Below are 17692 nucleotides of genomic sequence, written 5' to 3'. Positions count from 1 at the left end.
CTATTGTCCTAAAATAAGTTTAACGAAATTTTCACCACGTTGTAGTCTATAACAATCCCTAATTACTCCCCCTCCAAACTCAAAGCATACATAGCAAATGACCCTAACCAATGGTCCCCTCCATAATTGCCATTTGCAATGTTGGGTAAGGTTTTTTGTAAAAATGTCGTAGCCTTTTCTTGAAATTGTTTCTTGCGTAAGTCTGTAGTGGGTAATTGCTTGGCTATGCCTAATAAACACCAAGCTTTGCTTAGTGCCAAGCCATCTAAATGTACAATCTGATAATCAGAACGGTCGCTTACAATGGGTAATTGCAATACATTTTTAAGCCCTTCTGCTGTGTAAAATTGATTGAACCATTTTTGAAATGCTTGTGGCGTTAATACTCTGCGCATCAAATCTGCAATTTCCAAACTGGGTGATAGGAAGTCAGTTCCGTCTGGCTCAAGGGTAGCTGCAACAGCTTTATTAGTGAGATAATAATCTTTGCTTCGTTGTACTAATAATTGCTCAAAGGATGTATTTTTAGTGGTACGAGCCCAATCTAACGCGAAAACCATCCCAAAGGCCGTATTAGGGTGTACACCTGTTCGATTAGGATAGGTTTGTTTAGGTAAGTATTCCGTCCATTTTTGTACAATTACTTGCGTCAATGGTTGTAAGCTTTTATGCCAACGTTTAGCCATTGGGGTATCCCAAGTCAATAATTCTTCGTCTAATTTGAGCAACCAAGCCCAACCGTAGGTGCGTTCAAAGCCTTTTGCAAGTTTATATTGGCTAAAGTAATCTGCTTCTTTTTGTAGATTTTCTGCTAAAAAACTGTTTTCTAACATCGCAATAATTTGCTGTGTTTCGGGTAAATTGGGGTAAGTCTTCAATATCTTTACCAACATCCAATGCCCATGAACGGAAGAATGCCAATCTAAACAACCATAAAAGGCTGGATGCAATTGTTTCGGACTAAGTGTCACTTCTTGTGCAGTTTCTATCGTATGATTGGGTTTGTTGGGATATTCTGTTTGAATACAATGTAGGGGGAGGTTTGCTAAAAATGAAGCTCCCTCGGCACTTAGTCCTACTTTTCTACCATCTTTTGATACCGTCAAATATTGATTTTGTTGTCCATAAACTGATAATCCGCAAGCTAACAACGCGGTGAGTAGTACATTTTTGATAATCATGGGTAAGGGTTTTAATTGTTGATTGGTTTATACTATTTTTGAATAAACATTGATAAAGTGTTATTAGAAAGGTATCGATACTATTTCTATTTTGCAAAAATTTTAATCATAAAGTAACCATTGCGACTAAAATATAAGAAAACAATAACCATATCATCCTTAAGATTTTGCACTAATACTGCTCCCCAATAATTTCTATCATCATTGATATAGATTTTGTCGAATTTTATTTTATGTTTGTAAATAGTAAATAGATTTTTCAAACGAATTAAACCACAAAATCAATGTATCAAAAACCGTCAGCTGCTTTTATCGGAGCATCATGGGTTGCCTTAGGCACAGGAATGGTAGGCTTTCTTATAGGACTTTGGAGATCGGAGATGTTACTTAATGAGATAGGATATTATTTCACCGTATTGATGTACGGACTTTTCTCTGTTATTTCTGTTCAAAAAAGTGTTCGTGACCGACTAGAAGGCGTTCCCGTTACTGATATTTACTATGGGCTGAGCTGGTTCTCTACTATTTTATCAATCCTCCTCTTAGTCGTTGGACTTTGGAATGCTACTTTGTTACCAAGCGAAAAAGGCTTTTATGCTTTTGCTTTTTTACTCTCTATTTTTGGAGCCATTGCTGTTCAAAAAAATACCAGAGATTCTTTGAATGCTGAGAAGAAAGACTAATACAAGATTAAAATAATAATAAATTCAATAATAATAACACTGTAGAGACACAGTGTTATTATTGTTTTATAATCCTCTAATTCTATGCTTCAAGAAACGTTTATCTTATTATTGACAAAGTATTCAAACAACCATGAGCTTATCAATGAGTTATGGTTGGAAATTGAGAAGCACTATTCAAGCAAAAAAAGATATTACCATACATTACAGCATCTTGATAACTTATTAATACAACTTAATAAAGTAAAAAAGAACATTCAAGATTGGGATACTGTGCTATTCTCCCTTTATTATCATGATATCATTTACAATGCTTTAAAATCAGATAATGAAGAAAAAAGTGCTGAATTAGCTGCTAATAGCATGCAACAACTTGCTATTCCAGCTCAGATGATTGACGCTTGTAAACAGCAGATTTTAGCAACAAAAAGCCATTTGGTGAATCAACAACCTGATACCAATTATTTCACAGATGCTGACCTTTCTGTACTTGGACAAGACTGGGAAATCTATTTTGAATATTGTCAAAATGTAAGAAAGGAATATTCTTATTATCCCAATTTAATTTACAATGCTGGACGTAAAAAGGTACTAAAGCATTTTTTAGCAATGGAAAGCATTTATAAAACTGATTATTTCTTCAACGAATTTGAAAAACAAGCAAAACTAAACCTCACGAATGAATTAGAATTACTTTAATATTATAAACGACCTATCCTCTTATTATGACATCGACTAAAACCTATATTATTTTATTTATTTGCCTTGCTCTATTCGCAGTTTCTTGCTCAACAACTAAATCACAATTTGGAGTCAGTACCATTGATATTAGCACCGATACTACTCAATCAAAACAAGAAATTGCGAGAATTAGAAGTTTAGAAAACGAACTCTTTGATACAAGTACATTTATTGGCAAAGAAAATATTACCATAAAATATCGTCTATTTAACCCTAAATCTACTGACAAGTTACCATTAGTTATTGTATTCCATAGTGCAGGACGCCCCATAGGTGACGACAATAAAGCTCAGCTCGGAGTATTAGCCAAGCTTTGGGTACTTCCCGAAATTCAAAAGAAATATCCAGCTTATGTTTTAGCACCCCAGTTCTCTACCCGTTCATCAGATTATGCTTTAGATAAGCATCGAAATATCCTTACATCAACGCCTCGGAACAACTTACATACTGCTTTGCAATTGATAGACTCTCTAAAACAAAGTCTTAATATTGACACTACTAGAATATACGTAGTAGGGTTTTCTATGGGAGGCTCAACGGTGATTAATGCACTGTCTGCCAGACCAACATTATTTGCCGCTGGCGTTAGTATTGCAGGAATCCCACAGTTTGATAATAATGAGGAATTATCAAAAATTCCTATTTGGTTAATTCACGGTATTGATGATACGGAAAATCCTATCGATAGCGACGACATCTTTTATAAGGAGATTAGCAGTAACCATAAAACTAGATTTTGGAGACTTCCACAAACTACACACGACAATATTTTTTTAAGAAAAATCTTAGGAAAAACAATACCTAAGTGGTTGTTTAGACAAAGGAAAAAATAAAAATTTTCTGATATTGTACAAGTTGTAGTCGTGTCGTAACTTCAACTAATCATTACATTTTAGGCTTATACAACAATCAAACACTCTTTTAGCTCCTTATTTTAACAAAATCATGAACAAAATATTTTTGATTACTTTACTCTTGTGTTCATCTTTTACGGATACTGTGTTTGCCCAGACAGGTGCTTTAAAAACGAAAATTGAGCAAATTCTCCAAACAAAAAACGCTACTGTAGGGCTAGCTGTTTATGGCCTTGAAGACAAGGATACATTAAGCATCAATAATACCAAGCATTTCCCGATGCAAAGTGTCTTTAAATTTCATATTGCTTTGGCTGTTTTGAATGAAGTTGATAAAGGACGCTTCAGTTTAACCCAAAATATTTTTATCAAAAAAAGTGATTTATTACCCGACACATGGAGTCCGCTGAGAGAAGATTATCCTAATGGCAATATAAATGTTTCTTTAGCTAAAATTCTTGGTTATACTGTCTCTCAAAGTGATAATAATGGGTGTGATATATTACTCCGACTTATCGGGGGAGAAAAGGTAGCTAATCGATACCTCCACAGTATTGGGATAAAAGATGTAGCAATCGTGGCAAACGAAGAAGCCATGCATAAAGATTGGAATGTACAGTTTTTGAACTGGACTACCCCACAAGCGACCATCGCATTGCTTAAAAAGTTTTATGAAAGAAAAATGCTATCTCAGAAAAGTCATGATTTTTTATGGAAAATCATGGTTGAAACTTCAACGGGTAAAAACAGAATTAAAGCTCAGTTACCCTCAGGAACAATAGTGGCTCATAAAACAGGAACATCTGGCACTAATCAAGCAGGAATAACTTCCGCAATCAACGATATAGGCATTGTAACTTTACCGAACGGCAAACATTTTGTTATTTGTTTTTATGTAGCAAACTCTAGGGAGAATGAAGCAACTAATGAAAAGATTATAGCAGACATTTCTAAACTGACATGGGATTACTTTGTGGGTAAAACTAAAAAATAAGCTTCCCGATGAGCAAAACCCGCAGACAATTAACACTTTTTATTGATGAACCTTTGGCTAAAGCTATTGAAGATATTCGTAAAACGTTTAATCCAAAGCAATATGCATTAATCAAAAGTCATGTAACGCTTTGTAGAGAAGATGAAATCGAAGAAATTGGAAAAGTAATACAAAATTTGTACAACCTAAATCATAACTATGTTACTATAGCCTTTGGTTCAGCCACTAGATTTGCACAAGCAAAAGGTGTTCTGATTCCTGCAAAAAGTGATAATGAGCAATTCCATCAATTAAGGAGCATTGTTTTACAAGGGATAATTGATAGTCCTAAGCAACACGACCCTCACATTACTTTAATACATCCCAGAAATGGTATTTGTACCGATAGTATATTTGAAGAAATAAAAAAGACTAAGCTTCCTACTAAATTAATATTCAAAGAAATTAGTCTGATAGAACAAACCGAAGGTCAAGCATGGAGGATCTTAAAAACCTTTGCATTAAAAGGATAAAATAATGAAAAAAATATTAGCTGGTCTATTCTTTGCAGCCCTTTGGGGCTCTGGCTCAGTTGCTACAAAAATAGGTTTAAAAGTTGCTCAACCACTTTTATTAATCACTACTCGTTTCTTTATTGCCGCATTGATAATGTTGGCAGTATCATTACTTATTAATAAAACACGTTTCCCGAAACAGCATGAATGGCTTCCGCTAATAATATGTGGAGTGTTGAGTATGGCTATTTATCCAAGTGCCTTTGTTTTTGCGATGAAACACGTTACAGCAGGCATTGGCACATTAGGTAGCGCAGCTTGTCCACTTATAATAAGTGTTTTAAATGCTGTGTGGTTACGACAAAAAATCACTTGGAATATCTGGGCAGGGCTTTTTATAGGCGTAGGGGGCGTAGCTATCGCTATTTATCCTTTATTATTAAAAGCCTATGCTACCCCTTTCGGAGTAATGTTATTAACATTCAGTATGTTGTGCTATTCAGTAGGAACGGTTTACTATCAAAGTATCAACTGGACATTACCTCGATTAAGCATCAATGGTTGGCAAGTATTATTCGGAGGGTTGGTATTACTTCCTTTTACTACTTATTTTTATGAAGCAAGTCTCAATACTATTGACACAAAATTTTGGATTTCCATTCTTTGGCTAGTGATTCCTGTTTCTATTTTAGCTATCCAACTTTGGTTATTCTTATTAAAAGTTGAACCTACACGGGCTTCACTATGGTTGTTTTTATGCCCTATTTTTGGCTTTTTATATGCATCCCTACTTACTGACGAGCCTATTACTATTTATACCGTAATTGGGACAATTTTAGTAATTGTAGGTTTGTATTTAGGTAAGAAAGAAAATATAGCCCCTAAAGATACAGAAGAGAATTAGGCTATTTTACCTCCCCTCCATTTTGGCTACATCATTTTCCAATTCGGCTACATTCCGTCAATGACATCTGATGAAATTTGTATTCAATTTTAAACATAAGAAAATGAAGACAATATTCATCACAGGAGCCTCAGCAGGTTTAGGAAAAGCTACAGCCAAACTATTTCAAGCAAAAGGATGGCAAGTAATTGCCACCATGCGAAACCCCGAAAAAGAAACAGAATTATCGCTATTAGAAAACGTAATCTTATTACCTTTAGATGTTACCAATCCGACCCAAATCAACGCGACTGTACAAAAAGCAATCCAATTAGCCAACATTGATGTTGTTTTCAATAATGCAGGCTATGGCTTAGTAGGTGCTTTGGAAGCTTATTCTGACGAACAAATTACTACCCAAATTGAAACTAATTTGGTGGGTGTTCTTAGAGTAACTAAGGCATTTATTCCTTATTTTAAAGAAAAGAAAGAAGGTCTTTTTATCACTACTACTTCTATTTGTGGGTTATCATCCAATCCGTTATCGTGTGTGTATAATGCCACAAAATGGGCATTGGAAGGTTGGAGCGAAAGTATTTCTTATGACTTAGCCCTCTTTAATATTGGCATTAAAACAGTAGCACCAGGGGGTATCAAAAGTAATTTCATGAATGTTATGCAGGTATCTTCAGATGAAAGTTATGATCGTTTAAACAACCGAATGACGGAACTATTTACCGATGGTACTTTAATGGAATTTACAGAGGCAACCCTCATTGCGGAGGTGGTTTATGAAGCTGCAACTGATGGTAAAGACCAATTGCGCTATCTTGCTGGCAATGATGCTAAAAGAACTTATCAACAACGATTAACCCAAGGAACGGAAGCATTTAGGATTGGTATGAAAAAATTACTAAATCTATAATCTTAGGTAAAAGTTGTGAATACAAATCGCTGATATACAATATTTAAATCATCGTGAAAACGTCATTTATTTACCTAGGGCTACTTAATCATTTCGTTACATTTGTATTATTTTAATTCTTTGCAAAATGAAAAGAGAAATTGGTTTACCTGCTGTGTTTAATTCTATCTCTGACCTCCACAAAGCCTTGGGGTTTCCTAAGCCTTTGCACCCGTTAATTAGTTTGGTTGACTATAGTGATATAAAAATAGCTCCTGACCAATTACCAACTTCTTTGTTACTGAATTTCTATAAAATATCTTATAAAACTAACTTGCAAGGAAAAGTAAAATATGGGCAACATTATTATGATTTTGATGAAGGTGGTTTATCTTTTGTTTCACCCAATCAGTTAATATCAGGCAATGAATCAGAGAAAGATTATGCTGGCTATACGTTGCTTATACATCCAGATTTTATCAGGCATTATCCATTAGGAAAAAGCATTAAAAACTTCGGTTTCTTTTCCTATTCAGTCAATGAAGCACTTTTTCTTTCAGAAAAAGAAAAGCATACAATCATAGCGGTTTTTAAAAATATAGAACAAGAATTAACGGCTACCATAGATGATTTTAGTCAGGATGTAATGATAGCCCACATTGAAGTTTTATTAAATTATAGTAATCGTTTTTATAAAAGGCAATTTATTACAAGAAAGGCGGTTAATAATGACTTACTAGCCCAATTAGAAAGTTTATTGAATGATTATTTCAATCATAAAACGGGTATTGAACATGGCTTACCTACTGTTCAATACCTCTCTGAAAAATTAAATGTATCTTCACGCTATTTAAGCGATATGTTGCGTGCATTAACGGGTCAGAATGCACAACAGCATATTCACCATCATTTGATTGAAAAAGCAAAAGAGATATTATCGACTAGTAATCTGACAGTGGCGGAAGTAGCCTATCAGTTGGGGTTTGAACATCCACAGTCGTTTAATAAAATATTCAAACAAAAAACTAACCTTACACCGATTGCTTTTAAGCAATCATTCAACTAATACTATGTCATATTGTAATGCAATAGAATTTATGTCGGAAGATAGAAAAGCTTTACACAAAGCCTATCACGACAAACTATATGGTTTCCCTATACACGATGATAACGAGCTATTTTGTCGACTAGTGCTTGAAATAAATCAGGCAGGATTGAGTTGGGAAACTGTTTTAAAAAAAGAAGCCTCTTTCAGAAAGGCTTATGATAATTTTAATATCGAAATGGTGGCAGCCTATACAGAAGCTGACCGCGAAAGACTATTGGCGGATGCAGGAATTATTCGCAATCGCCTAAAAATAAATGCTGCCATAGAAAATGCCAAAACGATTTTAGTACTTCAAAAAGAATATGGTTCATTCGAAAAATGGTTGGAACACCACCATCCAAAAACAAAAGAAGAATGGGTAAAAATATTTAAGAAGACCTTTAAATTCACAGGTGGCGAGATTGTCAATGAATTTCTAATGAGTACAGGCTATTTATTAGGCGCACATTCTGAAAGTTGTGCTATTCATCAAAAGATAATTGAGTCTAAACCAATGTGGTTAAAAACGATTTAAAGATTATATCGCAGAGATTATTATAAAAATCTCTGCATCCTGCTTTCTCATTATGGATGGTTGACTAAACTGGCTACAATATCTTGAATGGGAATAAATATTACTTTCTCAAGCATGATATAGAAAAATGAAGGTCTTAATTCATAATGCCCATAGAATACAATATTAGGAATAGCAACACACGCAATCAGGCAATAAATAGTGATTTTACTTATTTCTTCTTTATCCACAAATTTATTAAGCTGGCTTAATACCAGTAAAAACAATGGGAAAAGGAAAGAAATACCCCTTGTTTGGTCGGCAACAACAAAAGCAGCCGCAGAAAAAACCAAGCATACGATTAAATAAAAAGGAATCTTTTTCAATCTAACTATTAGTAGAAAAACAAATAGCCATAGTCCTTTGAATGTAAAGATGAATATACTGAAAAAAGAATGCTGACCCAACAAGTAGCCAAGGCTAAAGTCGTCTGGCAAGCTTGTTTTAAAGTTTGGCAGACTTAACAGCGTGTATTTTCCAATAAAATAGCCAATCACAGCCAATGGAACGGCACCATATATCATCAGTTTTTTGTTTTTTTGGTCTTTTAAAAACCACCAAAACCATACGGCTGGTACGGTTATAATTAATGTTCGTTCATTGGCAAAAATGGCACAGAACAAGCTAAAAGCAACGATAATTGGTTGGGTGCTATAAATTGAGATTAATATAAACAAGAAGGCAAAGGTATCTGCATGACCGAAGGTATCGCCTGTGGCAGTATTACTGAAATAACAATACGTACAAGCGATACAAAACAAGGCAGTATTGATAATGTGTCCTTTGTTTATTCGATACACTAATTTTACAAAAAGAAGCTGAAAAACAAAACTTATCAGTAATTGGATAAGATACATTTGCTTAGTGCTACTGATAGAGAGAAGTTTCATAATAACAGGTACTGTCAGCCTCAATGCCCTATTATAGCCATATAACACATTCCCTAAATAATCATTATTAGTAATATCCTTTGCTTGCATCAACATTACTCCCCACAAGCCTGTGTGTAAATCTCCTGTGTTAATAGGCGGATTTAATTGTACTGTCCAAACAAATAAAAAAAAGCTAAATACAATCCACCATATTGTTTTATTATGAAGTGTGTTTGATTTCACCTCTTCTATAAGTCTTGTAATGTTTTCTTGCATGCTTTATTTATTTCTAGGATTTTAGATGATATCTATCAATTTTGGCAAAAATAGCTTATTTCCTCTTATGAAGCATACGTGTCTATCAATTAGTTTGTGAGGAAGCTTTAATTAAAAAAATAGTCTAAACCTTAGGCTTAGACTATTTATAACAATGAACTCATCTATTTACTGCTCTGTATAATGGAAAGTAAGTCCGCCATCCACATAATAAGTAGAGCCTGTTACATATTTTGCATCATCAGATGCTAAAAATGCTACTACTCCTGCTACATCTTCGGGCTCACCCAAACGGCGTAATGAAATATTGTTTTGTAGTATTCCTAGCAATTCTGGCTTGCTCAATAAATCTGCATTTATCGGTGTACGAATAGCACCGGGAGCCACATTGTTAATTCTAACATTCATAGGGCCTAATTCAACCGCTAAATTCCTCATGACCATTTGCATGGCTCCTTTGCTGGCACAATAAGCCGTGAAATTTGGGAAAGGTAACTCTTCGTGTACAGAACTATTATTCACAATTACACCCACTACGTTGTTTTCTCTCATATAACGCACAAAAGCTTGTGTCAGGAAAAACATACCTTTCAAGTTGATATTCATTACTGTATCATAGTCTTTTTCGGTTACCTCCCAGAAAGGTGCATTAATCTCTACGCCTGCATTGTTTACCAAAATATCTAGTTTCCCAAATACCTCCACACTTTCTTTAATCATGGCATATACTACTTCCACTTTCGAAATATCACTTTGTATAAAATGTACTTTTGCCCCTGTGGCTTCTATTTGTCGCTTGGTTTCGGCTACGTGCTCATCATCATTTCTGCTATTAATTACTACGTTTGCTCCTTCTTTTGCAAAGCGAACGGCTATCGCCCGACCAATCCCTTTACTACTACCTGTTATTAAAGCTACTTTCCCTGAGAATCTTGACATGGTATTTTGTAAGTTTAGTTGATATAATTTTAAAATAAACTGCTTGTATTTTCATAAAAATAGTCAAAATCCTTCGTTAAAAAACATATTTCCATACTAGGATTAAATTTTAATCTTGTATTTTCATAAAATAAAATCAGTACTTATTTAACGAATTTTATTTGGGAAAATTTAAAGCACTATTTTCAGTGCGTAGGATTCTCGGAAGAAGATTTAGAGCTTATCATGAATTCTTTTTGCTTAAAAGAATTCAAAAGGGATGAATATTTTATCAAAGAAGACAAAATAAGTAAACACTTAGGGTTTATTTCCTCTGCTTTGCAGTTAATGAAGGTAATGCCCAAACAGAATTATTTGCGACAGTCATTCCTACTTTTCCAGTAGTTACGTTGGCAAGATTTATCGGAAGTACGCTATGGCTGATTTGGTTAATAATTATTGGGTTTAAGTTTTTGAAGATTAAACTTTAGTCGAATTTCAACCATAATTTGAACTATGAAACACGATTGAACATTATGATTAAAGAGTTTCATACTCATTCATCATTCTAAAACCGTTCAATTACTTATGTCACAATTATTTAGTTCGATAAAAATTAAGGAGCTTACTTTAAAGAATCGTATCGTCGTTTCTCCGATGTGCCAATATTCCTCCATAGATGGTTTTGCAAACGATTGGCACTTTGTCCATTTAGGAAGTAGAGCCGTTGGCGGAGCAGGGTTAGTCATTACTGAAGCTGCCGCTACTTCACCAGAAGGCAGAATTTCACCCGATGATTTAGGCATTTGGAAAGATGAACATATAGAAGGCCTACAGAGAATAACGACCTTCATCAAAGCAAATGGTGCAGAAGCAGGTATTCAGTTAGCCCATGCTGGCAGAAAAGCAAGCACTGCCTCGCAATGGAAAGGAAGTAAATTGGTGCCGATAGACGAGGGTGGTTGGCAAGTAGTAGCACCAAGCGAAATTCCTTTTAATGATGCTTATGGATTACCAAAAGCTTTAACAAAAGCTGAAATCCAACAAATTGTGATAGATTTTAAAAACGCTGCTGAAAGAGCCTCGAAAGCAGGATTTAGCGTTGTTGAAATTCATGCGGCACATGGCTACCTGATTCATCAGTTTTTATCTCCGTTGAGTAATCAACGTACAGATGAATACGGAGGAAGTTTTGAGAATAGAATACGTTTTTTGTTGGAAGTCGTTGAAGCCGTAAAAACTGTTTGGCCAGATACTTTACCTTTATTCGTAAGAATTTCGGCTACAGAATGGGCAGAAGGAGGTTGGAATCAAGAGGATGCTATTAAACTTTCAGCTATTCTTAAAAATGTGGGTATTGATTTAATCGATTGCTCAACAGGGGGAAATATCTATACTGCTAAAATTCCAGTAGGCCCTGCTTATCAAGTGACTTTTGCTGAAAATATCAAAAAAGAAACGGGCATTCTTACAGGTGCAGTAGGTTTGTTAACTAGCTCGACTCAGATAGAATCAATCCTTGTAACAGGTCAAGCTGATTTAATCTTTTTAGCACGAGAACTACTCCGTGACCCATATTTCCCATTAAGAGCAGCGGCTGAATTAGGACAAAAAGATGTACAATGGCCCGTACAATATGAGAGAGGAAAATTTAGATAATAGTAGAACGAGTTTTCAACTCGTCAAAATAAAATAAGGCGGGAATTAATTCCCGCCTTATTAATTTAAAAACTCAATGTCTAAATCTTAAACTGCAAAGTTGCTACAATACTTCTTCCATCTGAGCTCCAAACACCAACACCAGGATAACCCGTTGGGCGTTTTGTAAAATATTGTTCGTTAGTAATATTGTTGATACCTAGTTTTAAAGTATAGCTTGGCGCTATTTTTAAAGAAGTATTAAGGTCTAAAATACCATAAGATGGTACTAATCCTTTTGAACCATCTGCACTAGGCTTTTCAGTATTAAGAGCATCTGAATAACTATCTGCTACATAACTATACTGCAACGTAGCACTTACAATTTTATGCGAAACCGTTACACCATTTCTACTAATCCATCTTGGTACAGTCTCTAAACGATTGCCTACAATGCTTTTGTTTTCACCACTTAATGTAACAGACCCTTTTATATAACTTGCATCAAAGTACGAAGTAGCCGTGAAAACAGATACTTCAGTAGCTTTTGTTCTAATTGGTTTTGCTTCAACAAATACTTCTAACCCTTTGGTCAGGCTACTTCCTACATTCGTTTTATAGACGAAGTTATTTCCTGACGCATCTGGTAAAATCAAACTTCCAATTCTATTATCATACTGAATCTGGAAATAAGTAATATCAAAATGCAAAATCTGTTTGTGATTTCCTCTGATACCTATTTCAGCATTATAGCCCGAAGCATCTTTAAGATTTTGGTCAGTAACGTCCAATGCGGTTGGTGGTATAATATCCGAGAAAATAACAGGTCTATACGCCTGAGACCAACCTCCATAAACCTTAAGATTATTGTTAATCTTGTATTGCGAATTAACACCAAAAAGAGGGAAAGAATGTTTAATCTCGTTAGGCACTTTATCAGATGCCAAGTATTTAATATATCCAGACATTTTAGTTGTACCACTTTCTAAACGAAACGCAGGCGAAATATTAAACTTTGGTGTTACATAAAATATATTCTCTACAAATACCGCTACATTTTGTGTTTTATAATGCAAATCTCTTCCCCAAGCTGGGTCAACCAATGTTAAATCATAATCTGAACCCGTAGTTCCTTTACCTAATTGCTGACGATTCAAATCATTATTGATATAACGAAGCCCGCCGACTAAAGTATTTTTAAAGTTGCCAATGTTATAATACTTCGTTAAACGCAATTCAGATGAATAACTATTGAAATGGTCAATATCAACCTGACGGTTTTTATATTGGTTTGTCGCTGGGTCAATGGCATCTGGAACGTTTGCTAAAGCTACTATTTGTACACTATTTCTAGTTCCTAATACGGCTGAGTTTATCCATTGCAATTGCGTACTCTCATTAATTCTCCAATCAAATGATAATGAAGGGACAACGATGTCTGGGCTAAAGTAATTTCTGCTACGGGTTGACTGACGTGGGTCTTGATAAAACATATCGTCTGTCAATGGGCCGGGTATATGAAAAACATATTGGCTTCTTCCGATTTCAGCTTTTGCTTTTAATTTAGATGAAAACTCATATTCTAAGGCTAGAAACTGCGATTGGGCATCAGATTGTGCATTTTTACGATAGCCATCTGAAACTCTTTTCTGAAAATATCCATAATATTTCAATTTCCCGACTTTACCACCAATCGCATTATAAGAACTAAATAACCCATACGAACCTACTGAGTTGATACTTTCAAAAGATATTTTTTTAGTCGTATCAGCCTGTTTGGTTACATAATTTATCATTCCACCAAACTGTGCTCCATATTGTAAAGAAGCAGTACCACGTACAATTTCTATCTTTTGAATAGATTCCATTGGCGCACTATAATGACTTGCGGGATAGCCATAAATATCACTATTCGTCATTATTCCGTTCTGACGAACATTATATTCCCAACTACGGTGTGGGTCTAGTCCACGTGTTGATATATTCATCTGGTTTCCTGAACCATCCATATCATATACAAAGGCACCTGCTACTTTCGCAAAAATTTGTCTTCCAGTTTTTTCGGATATATTTGCATTTAAACTTTGAACAGAAATTACTTCATGCTTTTTACCCGAGAAAATATAGGAATTATGTACGTCGTTTAAAGGCAATAAGCTATTTTCATCACGTTTAAAGGCTTTTACTTCTACTTCATCGAGATGCTTAACCTTACTTGAATCAATAGTGGTCTTTTGGCTAAATGCCAACGAAGGAAGTAATAAGAATGGTAATAAAATATGTTTCATATTGATGGCTAAAATTAATCTACTTATAATTTTTCCAAAATTATGGAAATTTACAATTTTATCCAACAATACGGAACGCAATTTTTAATTAGTCTAGTTTAATCTTTTAGAAGCCATTTCAAAACTGTTTTTTCTATCGTTGCTTTTAATACAGGTTTTGTGATATAATCGTCCATTCCTGCTTCCATACATCTTTCTTTCTCACCCACAATCGTTTCCGCAGTTAAAGCAATAATCGGTACTCTCCTTTCTTGTTTTTCCAATGCCCTTATAATTTTTGTAGCTTCATAGCCACCTATCTCTGGCATCTGAACGTCCATAAATATAATATCTGGATTACTCTCCTTGTACTTTTCTATCGCAATTTTTCCATTAACTGCTTCCACTACTTTAGCCTCAGGGAACAATCTACTAAAAATTGTTCTAGCCAATAACATATTTATTGGATTATCTTCTGCGATAAGGATGGTTATATTATTTAGCCTATTTCCTATTTTAACAGGGGGTTGCTCTTCTATTTGAATCGCTTCTACGGGTTCTGCTCTATTAATTAATTCATGCAATGCATTGTATAATTGTTGTATTTTAATAGGCTTTACTAATTGCTGTTTTATTCCTAACTCTTCGCATGCCTTCGTAATTTCATAATCATCTGATGAGCTATACAATAGCATGATTGGCTGAGTCTCTGGAGATAATCTTAGTTGTTCTCTAATTTTTCTTGCAGCTTGAATACCATTCATCTCAGGCATTTTGTAATCCATCAAAATAGCATCATAACGATTTCCAGCACTCAATAAGTCAATACACTCTTGGCCACTTACTACCTGTTCTGAAGGAATAGATTTCAATGCCAACATTTCTTTCAGAATGATACGGTTATTAGCATTATCATCTACTATCAACACATTTTTAATACTCTCCAAAGATGCATCCCACTCTACAGCATCGCCTTCTACTGCTTTCAGTGAAATATCGAAGAAAAAAGTACTACCTACGTCCATTTGGCTTTCTACTTGCAGTTTACTTCCCATCAAACCCAACAATTTATTTGAAATCGTCAAGCCTAAGCCTGTTCCGCCAAATTTTCGGGTTGTCGAAGCGTCTTCTTGAGAGAAAGCTGTAAATATCTTTTTTTGATTTTTAGGATCAATCCCAACGCCTGTATCTCTTACTGAAAATCTAAATTTAGCATGACCACTCAAGTCACTTTTCAGTAGCATAATTTTCAATTCTATCTCTCCCGCCTTTGTGAATTTCACAGCATTTCCTAAAAGATTTACCAATACTTGGCGTAAGCGAATAGAATCTACCCAAATAAAACGAGGAATATCTGACTGAATATTAAGCAACACTTCCAGTTTTTTATCATTCGCCTGATAGCTTATAATATCCACTACTTGTTCGCCCAGTTTGTATAAATCATATTGTTCAATCGACAGCTCTAGTTTTCCCGCTTCAATTTTCGAGAAATCAAGAATATCATTGATAATATCTAATAGAGAGTTGGCAGATTGGAAAACCGTAGACATATACTGTTTCTGTGTATTGTCTAGTTTGGTCTTCATCAATAAATCCACAAAACCAATTACGCCATTCAAAGGCGTTCTGATTTCATGGCTCATATTAGCCAAGAATTCAGATTTTGCTCGTCCTCCTTGTTCTGCTTGTTCTTTAGCTTTTCGCAAAGAAAAGGCAAATCGGTAAGATAGAATCAGGTTTTGAAAAAATATAAAGCCTAAAAAACCAAAAATGAAGTAAAATGGTGACGCATCTAATACTTTTAGGTAACTAAGAATGGTGAGTCCAATAGCAATTCCTAACGATAAAAAACTTAAAAAAGCATATTTCGAGCCTACCCGTTTATTAATTACTGCCCTAATCGCTACATAAAAACTATATACGATAAAGAATAATACAATAAAAAGGAATAACTGAGAGGCCAACGTAAAAAAAGAAATTGGCGTCAGCATTAATATAAGGATATAAAATATGCTTGAAAAGCTTACAAATTTGATAAAACAATCTTTGGTTTCGTCAGGATATAAGTCTTTAAGAAATAATGTAAAAATAAAAATGCAGAAGAATATCGCAAAATATTCAACATGGATTGAAAAATACCAATTTAAGTTAGGCAGGATATGATGCAAATAATATTGTTTATCTACACCAACAATCCTATAAATAAAAAATAAGCAAAAGAGGGCAAAATAAAGAATTTCGCGGTCGCGTTGCCCCATGAAGTAAAGTCCAAAAAAGAACAGACTACCCATAAACAATACGCCTGCGAGTAACAAATCAGAGGCAATTTCTCTTTCTCTTTGCTCATGCATTATTTCGGAATCACCCAACACAATCATTTGAGAAATTCCACCCTTGTAATGTTCAAAATTAGCAATCTGTAAGACTAACTTCAACGTATCCGTTTTGGCATAGTAATTCCTAAGGATGGGCAACCATTGCGGTTTATACTGTTCTTTATTTTTAGCAACTACTCCATTAACAGCAAATAGTTCTCCGTTCACCCAAAAGTTAAAAGTACAGTAAGTAGCAGGCAGAAAGAAGGCTAAAGAAGGATTTCTACTGTGGTCAATCACCAAATCTAATGAATAAGTAGCCACCCCAAAAGCTTTATAAGGCATATTTAATTGCTCATGCTTATTCCAAACTTTGGTTAAATCGGTATAATAACTTGGTTTAGGCTTTGTAGCGAGCATCTGAGGAGTTAATAGTTGGTTCCAATAAAATGCCCAAGGACCTCTTAACTCTGTATTATCTTTTTTAAAGTTATGTTGTCTTAAATCCAAAATCCCATTATTAGCATGATATTCCGTTGCCAATAAAGGTGAAGTGATGAAAGATAGGAAGAAAGTAGTAAAAGCAAGGAGGCTATATTTCACATTATATTTCTCAAAAACAAAATAATACATTTGTTGATTCATGTTTTTATTTTGTTTTTGCAAGTACTGATAATTTTGAATTTCTAAAAAGAAGTTTTTCATCAGAATACTTGATTAATTATTGATATTAGAACTAAAATCAAAGCGCTTAATTCCGTTACAAAAGAATATGAAATAATTGTTTTGTACAAAGTTATTTTCATTATTAATTAGTATAAATAATCAATAATGAAAATTGATAAATGACACAATAATTCAGGCTAGTCTCTAAATGCAAAAACACCCCTTATTATTTAATTAATAAGGGGTGTTCTAATATTTTTGGGGTTTATTTACTTTCCCGCATGTGATTGCAGTATCATCAACGGAACTGGGCTTAACTTCTCTGTTCGAGATGGGAAGAGG

Annotated in this window: 15 protein-coding genes; 10 read left to right on the top strand and 5 right to left on the bottom strand. The window is 34.5% G+C overall.

What is annotated here, in order from left to right:
• Nucleotides 1-62: 62 nt before the first annotated feature.
• Complete coding sequence (locus tag J2Y60_RS22995) at nt 63-1181, bottom strand: DUF2891 domain-containing protein (protein WP_309924145.1); 1119 nt, start codon at nt 1179-1181, stop codon at nt 63-65.
• 284 nt (nt 1182-1465) lie between these two features.
• Here J2Y60_RS22995 and yiaA point away from each other — a divergent pair, with 284 nt between their 5' ends.
• From yiaA to J2Y60_RS22950, 9 genes are all read left to right on the top strand, one after another.
• The gene (gene yiaA, locus J2Y60_RS22990; RefSeq protein ID WP_309924142.1) at nt 1466-1864 is read left to right on the top strand and encodes an inner membrane protein YiaA; all 399 of its coding nucleotides are present in this window, start codon (nt 1466-1468) and stop codon (nt 1862-1864) included.
• 84 nt (nt 1865-1948) lie between these two features.
• Complete coding sequence (locus tag J2Y60_RS22985; RefSeq protein ID WP_309924140.1) at nt 1949-2563, top strand: hypothetical protein; 615 nt, start codon at nt 1949-1951, stop codon at nt 2561-2563.
• A gap of 26 nt (nt 2564-2589) precedes the next feature.
• Complete coding sequence (locus J2Y60_RS22980) at nt 2590-3438, top strand: prolyl oligopeptidase family serine peptidase (protein WP_309924138.1); 849 nt, start codon at nt 2590-2592, stop codon at nt 3436-3438.
• 112 nt (nt 3439-3550) lie between these two features.
• The gene (gene bla, locus J2Y60_RS22975) at nt 3551-4453 is read left to right on the top strand and encodes a class A beta-lactamase, subclass A2 (RefSeq protein ID WP_309924136.1); all 903 of its coding nucleotides are present in this window, start codon (nt 3551-3553) and stop codon (nt 4451-4453) included.
• A gap of 8 nt (nt 4454-4461) precedes the next feature.
• Nucleotides 4462-4965 (top strand): 2'-5' RNA ligase family protein, encoded by a 504-nt coding sequence (locus J2Y60_RS22970; protein ID WP_309924134.1) that lies wholly within the window; start codon nt 4462-4464, stop codon nt 4963-4965.
• A gap of 4 nt (nt 4966-4969) precedes the next feature.
• Complete coding sequence (locus J2Y60_RS22965; protein ID WP_309924131.1) at nt 4970-5851, top strand: DMT family transporter; 882 nt, start codon at nt 4970-4972, stop codon at nt 5849-5851.
• Between the two features lie 103 nt (nt 5852-5954).
• Nucleotides 5955-6755 (top strand): SDR family oxidoreductase, encoded by an 801-nt coding sequence (locus tag J2Y60_RS22960; protein WP_309924129.1) that lies wholly within the window; start codon nt 5955-5957, stop codon nt 6753-6755.
• 127 nt (nt 6756-6882) lie between these two features.
• A complete protein-coding gene (locus tag J2Y60_RS22955; protein ID WP_309924127.1) occupies nt 6883-7800 on the top strand; it encodes an AraC family transcriptional regulator in 918 nt (305 codons plus the stop codon).
• 4 nt (nt 7801-7804) lie between these two features.
• Complete coding sequence (locus J2Y60_RS22950; protein ID WP_309924126.1) at nt 7805-8356, top strand: DNA-3-methyladenine glycosylase I; 552 nt, start codon at nt 7805-7807, stop codon at nt 8354-8356.
• A 50-nt stretch (nt 8357-8406) separates the two neighbouring features.
• Here the strand turns inward: J2Y60_RS22950 and J2Y60_RS22945 are convergent, their stop codons facing one another.
• Together J2Y60_RS22945 and J2Y60_RS22940 are read right to left on the bottom strand one after the other, a co-directional pair.
• The gene (locus J2Y60_RS22945) at nt 8407-9543 is read right to left on the bottom strand and encodes a hypothetical protein (RefSeq protein WP_309924124.1); all 1137 of its coding nucleotides are present in this window, start codon (nt 9541-9543) and stop codon (nt 8407-8409) included.
• A gap of 168 nt (nt 9544-9711) precedes the next feature.
• Complete coding sequence (locus tag J2Y60_RS22940; protein ID WP_309924122.1) at nt 9712-10482, bottom strand: glucose 1-dehydrogenase; 771 nt, start codon at nt 10480-10482, stop codon at nt 9712-9714.
• A 567-nt stretch (nt 10483-11049) separates the two neighbouring features.
• Between J2Y60_RS22940 and namA the strand changes: the two genes are divergently transcribed.
• The gene (namA, locus tag J2Y60_RS22935) at nt 11050-12120 is read left to right on the top strand and encodes an NADPH dehydrogenase NamA (protein ID WP_309924120.1); all 1071 of its coding nucleotides are present in this window, start codon (nt 11050-11052) and stop codon (nt 12118-12120) included.
• 80 nt (nt 12121-12200) lie between these two features.
• Here the strand turns inward: namA and J2Y60_RS22930 are convergent, their stop codons facing one another.
• Nucleotides 12201-14387, bottom strand: a complete 2187-nt coding sequence (locus J2Y60_RS22930; protein WP_309924117.1) for a TonB-dependent receptor domain-containing protein — start codon at nt 14385-14387, stop codon at nt 12201-12203.
• 98 nt (nt 14388-14485) lie between these two features.
• A complete protein-coding gene (locus tag J2Y60_RS22925; RefSeq protein ID WP_309924115.1) occupies nt 14486-17389 on the bottom strand; it encodes a response regulator in 2904 nt (967 codons plus the stop codon).
• Between the last annotated feature and the right edge of the window lie 303 nt (nt 17390-17692).

The sequence above is a fragment of the Arcicella sp. BE140 genome, from assembly GCF_031456255.1.
Classification (GTDB): domain Bacteria; phylum Bacteroidota; class Bacteroidia; order Cytophagales; family Spirosomataceae; genus Arcicella; species Arcicella aquatica.
Note: the sequence above shows the minus strand (reverse complement) of the source record. Positions and strands in the feature narration are given on the sequence as shown.